5 protein-coding genes are annotated in these 10,499 nt (G+C 58.6%); 1 reads left to right on the top strand and 4 read right to left on the bottom strand.

The features are described 5' to 3' along the window. The coding region (locus BGIM_RS53605) for an outer membrane beta-barrel protein (protein ID WP_193789032.1) at positions 1–1,331 on the top strand (1,331 nt) is incomplete at its 5' end. Between the two features lie 86 nt (positions 1,332–1,417). On the opposite strand, the gene glnA is transcribed toward BGIM_RS53605, so the two are convergent. The 4 genes from glnA to BGIM_RS0132550 form a co-directional block, all read right to left on the bottom strand. Then, positions 1,418–2,848: a type I glutamate--ammonia ligase gene (glnA, locus tag BGIM_RS0132565; RefSeq protein ID WP_020473848.1), complete on the bottom strand. Its 1,431-nt coding sequence runs from the start codon at positions 2,846–2,848 to the stop codon at positions 1,418–1,420. Positions 2,849–2,924: 76 nt separating this feature from the next. Beyond that, positions 2,925–4,817: a hypothetical protein gene (locus BGIM_RS0132560; RefSeq protein WP_020473847.1), complete on the bottom strand. Its 1,893-nt coding sequence runs from the start codon at positions 4,815–4,817 to the stop codon at positions 2,925–2,927. A gap of 110 nt (positions 4,818–4,927) precedes the next feature. Continuing rightward, positions 4,928–6,097, bottom strand: coding sequence for a flavodoxin-dependent (E)-4-hydroxy-3-methylbut-2-enyl-diphosphate synthase (ispG, locus tag BGIM_RS0132555; protein WP_020473846.1), 1,170 nt, complete (start codon positions 6,095–6,097; stop codon positions 4,928–4,930). An 83-nt stretch (positions 6,098–6,180) separates the two neighbouring features. Beyond that, on the bottom strand, positions 6,181–10,284 hold the full coding sequence (locus tag BGIM_RS0132550) for a tetratricopeptide repeat protein (RefSeq protein ID WP_020473845.1): 4,104 nt from the start codon (positions 10,282–10,284) through the stop codon (positions 6,181–6,183). Between the last annotated feature and the right edge of the window lie 215 nt (positions 10,285–10,499).

Genomic DNA, 10,499 nt, shown 5'->3' with positions numbered 1-10,499 from the left:
CCGCCGCCACCCCGGCTCCGGCGGCTCCCGGCGCCCCGGCGGCCCCTTGTGCCACCTGCGGCGATGAAAAGAAGGAAGAAGAAAAGCCCGCCGAACCGCCGGCCAAGGGCCACTTCATGAAGCTGATCGAGGGCACGCACCTCGGCAACTTCATGGACGACAACCACCTGAGCGTCAGCGGTTGGGCGGACATGTCCTACACGACCGGCTCCAGCCGGACGAAGTCCAACCTGCCCGTGACTTGGAACGACCGCTCGAACACCTTCCTGTTCCAGCAGTTCTGGGTTGATTTCAGCAAGAATCTTGAGACGGATAAGAAGGAGTTTGACTGGGGTTGGAAAGTGGCCTTCCTCGCCGGTTCCGACTATCGGTTCACGGTGATTCGCGGCTTGTTCAGCAATCAGTTGATCAACGGCAAGCCGAACGCCGGTGAAGTCAACGGGTTCCAGCAGAACATTTACGGGGCTGATATCCCGCTGTTCTATGCGAACTTCTGGCTCCCCAACCTGTTCGAAGGTTCGGAACTCCAAGTCGGTCGCGTGTTTACGCCGTGGGGTTATGAAAGCGTTATGGCAACCGCCACGCCGCTCATGTCCCGCAGCTATGCGTTCAACTGGGCCCCTCCCTTCTTCCACAACGGGGTGAACTTGAAGATGAAGTTCTCCGATACGTTGAACGGGTCGGCCATGATCGCGAACGGCAACGACGTGTTCTTCGACGGGTCGCAAGAATGGCGGTTCGTCGGTAATTTGTCCAAGACATTCAACGACGGCAACGACAACGTGACGGTCGCCACCTCGCTCGGTCGCGGCCGGTTCAACGCCGGTCGTCCGAACAGCAGCACCACGACCGGCCTGGGTTATGAGCCGCTCGGGCGCAACAACATGAATGCGTTCGACTTGGTGTACACCCACAAGGTGAACGACGAATTGTCCTTGGCCATGGAAGCGATCTACGCCTATCAAACCGGCGTGCCCTCGGGCGCCACCGGTATTCCGGGCACGGGAACGAACTTCAACGGGGGCACCGGCACCGCCCATTGGTTCTCCGTGGTCAACTACGTGACCTACAAGTGGTGTGACAAGGTGAGCAGCATTGCCCGCCTTGAAAACTTCTACGACGCGGAAGGACAACGGACCGGCTGGGAAGGTCTGTACACGGCCATGACCTTTGGCGTGCAGATCTCCCTCACCGATTCGATCATGCTGCGTCCTGAAGTGCGGTACGATGTGAACAACTACTCGAACCCCTTCAGCAACGCCGCTTACACGGCTGGAAACGGCCAGAACCACCTCTGGACGATCGGTTCGGACTTGATCATCAAGTGGTAATCTGAGAAGGTGTTCCGTGAAAAAAGCCCGGCGGTTTATGCCGCCGGGCTGGATAAGTAGTTGGACACTTCGGACACGATCAACGGTCAGATGTCATAGTAGAGCGCAAATTCGTGAGGATGAGGTCGCACGCGGATCGCGTCGGCCTCATTTTTGCGTTTGTAGCGGATCCAAGTCTCGATCACATCCGGCGTGAACACTTCGCTTTGCAGCAGAAATTCATGATCTTGCTCCAGATGGGTCAGGGCTTCTTCCAATGAAGCGGGCGTGCCGGGAACGCGGGCCAATTCCTCGGCTCCAAGGTCGTAAATATCCTTGTCCAGCGGCTCCCCCGGATGAATTTTGTTCTTGATGCCGTCCAGCATGGCCATCAACATCCCGGCGAACGTCAGGTAGGGATTACAGGCGGCATCCGGCAGACGATACTCGATCCGTTTGGACGTTGGCGAGGGCTTTCCAACGGGAATCCGGATCGCCGCCGAGCGGTTTCGCTGGCTGTAAGCCAGGTTGATCGGGGCGTCGAAACCGGGAACGAGGCGTTTGTAACTGTTGGTGGTCGGGTTGCTGAAAGCACTCAGTGCTTTCGCATGTTTCAGCAGGCCGCCGATGGCATATTCGGCGATGTCGGACAGCCCCGCATAGCGGTTCCCCCCGGCTGTCCGGGAACCGGAAAACAGGTTGTCCCCGTTCTTCCAAAGGGAAACGTGGATGTTCATGGCACTGCCATGATCGTTGAACAGCGGCTTGGGCATGAATGTGGCCGTCTTGCCGTGTTTGCGGGCCACGTTTTTGACGATGTATTTGTACTTCAGCACATTGTCGGCGGTCTTCACGAGTTCGTCGTACCGGATTTCGACAACCCCCTGCCCCGCCGTGGCCGCCTCGTGGCGATGAGCATCGACCGTCAGCCCGCACTCGATCATGGCCCGCATGATTTCAGAGCGGATATCGTGCATCGCATCCGTGGGAGGACACGGGAAATAGCCCTCCGAATATCGGATTTTGTGAGCCAGATTTGGCTTCTCGTCCCGCCCGGTGTTCCATGCGCCCTCAATGCTGTCCACATGGTAATAGGCCGAATGGGTGTTCTGGTCATATCGAACATCGTCGAAGACGAAGAACTGCACCTCGGGGCCGAAAAAGGCCTTGTCCGCGATGCCGGTGGACTTCATGTGGTTGACGGCCTTGCGGGCCACGTTCCGCGGATCGCGGGTGTAGTCCTCGTCCGTCAGCGGTTCGTAAATGTTGCAGATCAGGGTAAGCGTCTGTTCCCGGCAGAACGGATCAATGAAGGCGGTGTCCGGCACCGGCTTCACGATCATGTCGGATTCGTTGATCGCCTGCCAGCCCCGGATGCCCGACCCGTTGAAGCCGAGTCCGTCTTCAAAAGTGGCTTCCGTGAGATTCTCGGCCGGAATGGTGAAGTGCTGCCATTGTCCCGGAAAGTCCATGAAGCGAAGGTCAACTGCCCGAACTTCTTTTTCCCGTATGAAGGCCAGAATTTCCCTCGGAGTCATGCCCGCCCTCGTCAAGTCTCGTATTTGGAGAGTCTAGTGATGGGAGAGGGAAAGCGAATGCCGTGCCAAAGATCGCTCAGCGCTGCGCCCGGTCCTGCCGTCCAAGCATTGTTCCAGCCAATCCAAAGGGCCTGACCGTGCCTCTGGTCCAGATATCGACGATTCTTTGGAAGGAGTTGTCGATGGAAGCATTCTGACGGGCAACCAACTCTCGGGCCTTGGCCGCCGCCGCCGATTTGACAGGGTCACCGACATCTTCGGCCCAAGACTCCAACGCCTTGGTCTCCGGTTCATTACTCAAACGAACACGCAACCCTTCCGTCTTTGCCCAAGCAATCATTTGATCGTTGCTGTTTTGATCGGCCACTTGGTTGATTCGGTCAGGTTTGCCAAGTTTGGCGTACAACCGGCAAACGCGCATGGTCCACCAACCCGCAATCGTGTTCTTGCTCTTGTCGGCCAAAAACTTGGCAGCTTCATCTGCGAAAACACCGACCTCGGGTGGGATCGGTGTTTTCCCATCAATGGGAATGGCATACTCGGCGGCCAAAACAAAGTTCCGAACTTTTTGCGCCTCCGTGCCGCTCTTGGCAATTTCGGCCTTAACTTCAGCAATCTTCCCTTTCTGAATCAATTGAACAACCGTCGCGGCCGTTTTCTGTGGCGGCGGTGCGTTGTCCTTGGGGTTCGGGGCCTTGCCGACCGGTCCTTTGCCGGGAACAGCCGGAGGGGGTTGGATCACCGGCGCCGGTTTGTCTAACAGTAGCCGAAGAGTCTGAATCGAACTCGCTTCATTCTTGTTGGTCTTCTTCATCACCTCTTCGGCCCCCGCTTTGTCCCCCTGACGGAACAACTCGACCCCCACCACGCCCAGTGCCTCCTGCCCCTCCGGGCTGTCGGCCGGGAACTTCTGTATGGCCAGTTGGGCGGCAAGAATGCCCTGCTTCTGTTTCTGGAACTCGCGGGTGAGGTTGCGGAGAAGCTCGTAAATTGGTTCCGGTTCGCCGATAGGCATTCGGTCGATCGTCTGGCGAATTTCCTTCAGCAGAGTTTCCTTGGAGATCTTCTTGCCTCTTTCGGCCTCTTCGTCGGTTCCAAGCAAGGCGGACATGGAGAGGGCGATGTCCGCGAGGATCATGATCTGATCGGTCGAAGAGTCTGATTGTTTGAAGAGATTGCGGGCGGCTTTGAAGTCGTTGAGGGCGGCCTCCGTTTCGTCCCGCTTGGTGCTGGACCGGGCCTTGTATTCCCCGGAGGCCCGCAGAACGATGGCGTGGAACCGCGTGTCCTTCGCCCCGTATTCCGGGTTTCTAATTTCTTTCAGGGCATCCGCGATGTTGGTTTCCTCTTTGACAACCTTGCGGCCCTTGTAGAGCATGTTCCCCAGATAGCCGACCCCGGCCAACAGGATCACCCCGTAAACGCCCCGCTTGATCCACCGTTTGCGGGCAACGCCGGGTTCTTCCTCATCATCCTGCTCACGGACCATCTTCTGGGCCGTTTCCATGCTGATGGTGGCGACTTCACCAGCGTCGAACCCCCCGGCGACCTTCGGGGCGGCTTTTGGGGCGGCGAAAGTTGGCCGCCCTTTGTTGCTGTCGCGCCAGTCGATCTTGGTTTCGACCTTCGGCAGCGGCACCTTGTTGATTTTGCCGCAATCTTCGTTCGGACACCGAATATTCTTGCCGGCCTTGGATGACTCGACTTGCCAACGGTGACCGCAATCGAAACAGACCACTTCAATGGTCGTCTCGACTTTCTCCTCAACTTTCGGCTCATCGGAAAAGGTGGCGGCGGCCAGAGCGTCCACGTCGAGGGGCTTTGCCACCAAGACGGGTTCCGGCTTGGCGCTCGGAACCTCAAAAACTTTGCGGCAGACCGCATTTTTGCAAGTGACCTTCTTGCCCGCGAACTCATCCTTGAGCCGGTACGACGTCGCGCAGAACGGGCAGTTGCAAGAGATGGCCATGAGGTGATCCGAGAAACCCAAGAGACGATATGGTGCTTCGGTATTATCTCCTGTCCGACAAGAACAGGCAATAACTGTCTTGGGTCTTCGACGCAATTCTTTGGGAACGGTCAGGAGAGGACTGGCAGACGTTTGCGGCCATGAGAATCGACGGCGGGCTTGCCTTGGGGATTTTCCTTCTCCCAAAGGGCGACTTCTTCCAGCAAGGCGTCCACCATTTCGGCTTCCAGCACGTTCCGCACAATCTCGCCATTACGGAAGATCACGCCCTTGCCATTGCCGGCCGCGATGCCGATATCCGCCTCGCGGGCCTCGCCGGGACCGTTGACCACGCAACCGAGAACGCTGATCTTCACCGGCGTGCGTTTGCCTTCCAGCCGTTTTTCCAATTCGGCGATGATCTTTTCCAGATCAATGGCCAGTCGTCCGCAGGTCGGGCAGGCGATCAACTCGGGTCGGCGCACCCGGCGCTGGCTGGCCAGCAGGATGTCGAAGGCCGCCGTGATCTCCGGCACGGAGTCGCCCAACAGGCTCACGCGAATCGTGTCCCCGATGCCGTCGAGGAGGATAGCCCCCAAGCCGACGCCGGACTTGGTGACCGCATACGGCGGCTTGCCCGCCTCGGTGATGCCGATGTGCGTCGGGTAATCGCAGAACTTGGCAAAGAGGCGATATGCCTCCACGGCGGTGTTCACGTCGCTGGATTTCAGCGAAACCACCATCTGGTCGTACCCTTCGGACTCCGCGATCTCGATGTAGCGGATGGCGCTTTCCACCATCGCCGGGGGACACGGGAACCCATAGCGTTCCACCAATTCACGTTCCAAGCTGCCGGCGTTGACGCCGATCCGCATTGGCAACCCCTTGTCCTTCGCCTTGCGGACCACCTGCCGGAACCGGTCGTAACCACCAATGTTGCCCGGATTGATGCGAATCTTGTCCACCGGATGATCGAGGGCCGTCAGGGCCATCTTGTAATCAAAATGAATGTCGCAAATCAACGGAATGCCGATCCGGGATTTGATCTGCGTCAACGCACCGACATCCTCCGGCTTCGGCACGGTGACGCGAACAAGTTCGCACCCGGCCTCTTCAAGTTTTTTGATTTGGGCGACGGTCCCTTCCACGTCGAAGGTGTCCGTCGTCGTCATCGACTGCACCCAGACGGGATTTTCGCCACCGAACACCAGTTTGCCGACCCGCACCTCGCGCGTTTTGTGGCGGGGCTTCGCCGGGTGACGCGGGGCGGCTTCCAACAGGGACAAATCGCGTGCGGACATCGGTGACAATCCCTTATTCGGTGTTTCAGTCTTCGCCGGTTATCCTAGCCAATCAACCGCCGGACGCAAAACCGGGGCAACGGCTAATTCACCGTCGCCAGCAATTCCCGATAAACACCCCGGTCGGCCGGGTGCACGTTTTTCTGGTCCAACCCACGGTTGACGGCTTCCCGGAAGATGCGTTTGGCCTCGTCTCGCTGATCTTGCTTCAGGTGCCAGAGGGCGAGGTGGAAATACCGCAGACCGGTTTGCGAGACATTGAGAGCTTCTTGAAGCGATTGCTTCGCCTCCGGGAACTGGCCGACGGAAATCAGGATGCGCGCCCGCGTGTCCAACAGTTCCGGGTTGACGCCGGATTGCCGGATGGCCTTGTCGGCCAGGGCCAGGGCTTCCGTCGCCGTGATCGGGTCGGCGGCGAGAACCCACGCGAGGTTGTTGAGGGCCACCGGTTGGTTGGCCTCCAGTTCCAGCACCCGGCGATAAATCTTGGCGGCCGCGTCGAACTGCGTTTGCATCGTGTTCCATTCCGCCTGTTGCAAAAGCAACAAAGGAGAATTGGGCTGGTCCGCGAGGGCTTTCGTCAGCCAGCCATTCACGACTTGGAATTGCTTGTCTGTCGGCGAACCGTTCCGCAAAATTCGCATCCCGGCCACCGCCAAATCGGTCGGCGAGAGCCGCTGCATTCGACGTTCCAATTCATCGAACGCTTTTTCCGGCGAACCGCCAAGCGACAACAGAGCCACCCACCCGCCGATGGCCTCGGGATATTGCAGGCTCACCGCCCGATATCGTTCGCAGGCCCCCTCCAACAGAACCTGCCCCCCGGACAAATTCCGGGCCAGTGACAATCGGGCCAGTTGGTCAAGTAATTCAGCCGCCTGTCGTTGCCGGATGACGCCATCGGCAGACCCGGCATCGACGGTCTTCACGAACATATCCGTCGTTTCCAGCACTCCTCTAGCATCATTCACCAAAGCGAGATACTTCGCCAATACGCTCGCCACCCGAAGATCATGAACCCCCGGCTGAAGCGACGCGATCATCGGCTCGGCATCAGCCAATCGCCCTTCGGACAGCAACTCCTCCACATTGATCGCCAGGTATTGCAGGTTGTTCGGCTCGCGCTTCAACAATTCATTCAGACATCGCCGGGAATTGGCCCGGTCACCGATGCTTCGATAAACCTGGGCGAGTTGATACCAATCCCCCACGGTGGCCGACGGGTCTTTGGTCACTTCCGTCAGACTTCGCAACAAGGCCGCGACCACCGGCTCTTTCGCCGAACCGCTGACAGAACGAACAATGCCCGTGAGGGCCGTCACCCGGCCACGATGCCCCGTGATGTCACGAGGTTCCTGTTCCAGCCATTTCTTCAACTCGGCCGGGTCGAACTTGTCCCCGTCCTTGTCGCCAAGTTGAAACCGGATGGCCGTTTCGGCCTGCTTCGCCCAAGCCACATCCTCCGGCTTTGTGTTCTTGTTGGCGATGAGAGCTTTCAAAACGGGAAGAGCACTTTGTGGTTCGCCTGTAAACTCCGCATGAGCCATGCAGGCCGCTGCGAAAATCCGCATCTCCTCGGCTGACCGGAGTTCAGGCTTCCATTCCGGGCAACCAATTTTAAGCCAGGCTTGTTTGGCCGCCAGCAAATTCAACAAGGTGTTTCGCCCCAACGAATTCTCAGCTTCGTCAAGCTTTTCCTGAAGTGTTTCAATCTTCCGAATCAAATCACCCGTTAATTGATGCGACCAATAATCGGTGTTGGATTTTGAGGCCGCATCACGCTCGCTCATTCCATCCACGGCCATTCGCCGTGTGAGTGACATTCGCGGATCGTGAGTCACATGGGATTTCACCTGCTCCAGCAAAGCCGTTTGGCCTGTCGTTTCCAAGAACCGGATGCGATTGGAAATTAGTTTCGTGTTCAATGGGTCCATCTGAACAGCCACCGCATACGCCTTCCCGGCCTTCGTCGAGTCTCCCCCTTTTTCCGCAACTCGGGCGGCGAGCCAATGCCCTTCGACCATTTCCGGGTTGTTCCGCGTGGCCCGCTCGGCAAGGGATGCCAATTCCTTCAGCCGGTCCAGAGCGATTTCTTTCGCTGTTGATTCTTCCAAAGCCCTCACAAGAGACACAAACAGTTCGCCGCTCGGGGAGGCTTCCTTCAGTTGATTGCCCCAGCGTTGTTCGGCAGCGGAGTCTTTCGTCCGGATTGCCGTGAGAAACAAGTGTCGGCGAGAAATTATGTCCTGTGAACTCAGGCTGGCAAGCTCTTGACAGGCGGCAAGCATTGAGGGTTCCGGAGGAGGGGGCAACAAAGGGCCATTAATACCAAAAACGAAGAAAAGGCGATTCTTGGCCAAATCAAGGATCTCGACGATTCCCTGCCAAAGACGCAACCGCTCTGTTTCGGACAGTTGAGCGGTTGAGCCCGTCAATTTCTTCAAATCAACCGCCGTCAATTCGGAAGTAATCAATCTCGCTCGGGCGAGTTTCCATTCCACCGTGTCGCCGGTGACCAACCGGGCTTCGTTGAGAATCTGCTCGGCCATCATCGCACCCTGATGCTTCCAGGCGAGATTGGCGAGGGCGATCCACAATCGCGAATCGGCGGGGCGTTGTCGGCAGGCGGCGCGGAGAGTTTCCAACCCCGCGTCGATTTCGCCGTGGCCGGATTGCACCTCGGCCAGCAAGACGACCGGGTCAATCGAATTGGGTTGAAGCCGGATCAATTCGCGGGCATTGGCCTCCAGTTCCTTCCATTCCTCGGGCTTTGCCTTGCCGTCGGCTTCGAGCCGCGCCAGCCGGATTTTTCCGGCCATCGTGCGGACGCCCAATCCAGCAATAGGAGAACGGGCGGCGGCATCGTATTCCCGGCTCGCCTCCGCGAGTTGACCGGCGTTGAGCAGCATGTTCCCCATCGCCACGCGGGCGGGCAGATTGCCGGGATCTTTGGCGAGCATCCGCTTGAGTGTTTCCCGCACCGCCGCGAAATCGCCGCAGCGTTCCTGACAACTCGCCAGCATCAAACTCACCTGTTGTTCCACCCCCGCCAGGGCCAGCATTTCAGCCCGCAAGGGTTCCAAAATGGTGATGGCGTCCTTGTGGCGGCCCTGCTTCATCAAGAGCCTCGCCCGAAGATATTTTCCCTGGGCGGCGGCCGTTGGCTTGGCCTCCAACCGCTTGATAATGTCGGCGGTCTTGTCCGTGTCTCCCTGATCGAGACTCAAATCGCCGAGCGGCGTGAGCAAATCGGGGGCATCGGGCAGCCGGACCAGGCCGCGTTCCAGTGTTTGCATCGCTTCCGTGGAGTTGCCGCTCAACAAATTGAGCCACGAGAGGGCGCGATAGCCGCGAACATCGCGGGGGGCGGTGTCCAGCATGGCCAGCAATGTTTCTCTCGCCCGGCGGTTGTTGCCGCGAAATTGTTCGATTTCGGCCGAGAGCAAAAGGGCTTCGATATTCTCCGGATCGATCCAAAACACGCGGTCCAAATCTTTGACGGCCGCCTCGTCGTCCCGATCCGTGTGCAACGCCCTTGCCCGCAACAGACAGGCTTCGGCCGAAGAACCGCTGGATTTCACCAGTTGATCCAGCACGGCGAGACCTTCCTTCGGCTGATTCAACTTGAACGTCAACAGCCGTGCATACTGTTCGGAAGCCCGCACATTGTCGGGAGAGTGCTTCAGGGCCTCCTCGAATTTTTGCCGGGCTTCGGGCAGCTTGTTCTGGGCCACCAGACACTCGGCCATATGGCCAAGCAATTCGCCGTCTTTGGGGAGGGCCTTGGCCAGTTCCTCGGCGACCCGAAGACCGTCCGCGTGCCGGCCGAGGCGAATACACACGGTCACGAACTTCTTGCCCGCATCATGCCGTTGGGGGGCTTCCCGCATCACCTTCTCGTACAGGTAGAGGGCGTTGGTGAGGTCTTTCACACCCGTGGCCCGTGCTTGCATCAGGTCGGCGAGTTTGGTGGTTTGCTCGTAATCGTCCGGCCGGAGTTCCAAGTACCGCCGCATGTATTTCATGGCGTCGTCGGTCTTGCCGAGTTCGGCGGCATTGTTGGCCTGCCAGAGCATCGCCTCGGGAATCCGTTGGGACTGATACGCATACAGCGCGTAGATGCCGCCTCCGGTCGCCGCGACCAGCACAATGAGGCGAAACAACATGCGGAAATTGACACGCACCATGAGGCTCGTCCTGAGCGAGGGAACTTCGTCCGTGGGAGAGAAGATGGTAAAACGAGGCGGGGGCGGAAGTCAACGGCACTTGGCAGGGCCATTCCGTTATTCAACGTGGGGGATGCCGATAAGCTCCCGGGCTTTTTCGGGGTGGATTTGGAGCAATTCGATGGCTTCGCGGTGGTTGTCGGCGCCACTGTCGGCCAGCAAATGGATGATGGCAT

It is taken from the genome of Zavarzinella formosa DSM 19928 (assembly GCF_000255705.1).
Taxonomy (GTDB): Bacteria; Planctomycetota; Planctomycetia; order Gemmatales; family Gemmataceae; genus Zavarzinella; species Zavarzinella formosa.
This window is presented reverse-complemented; position numbering and strand designations above follow the sequence as displayed.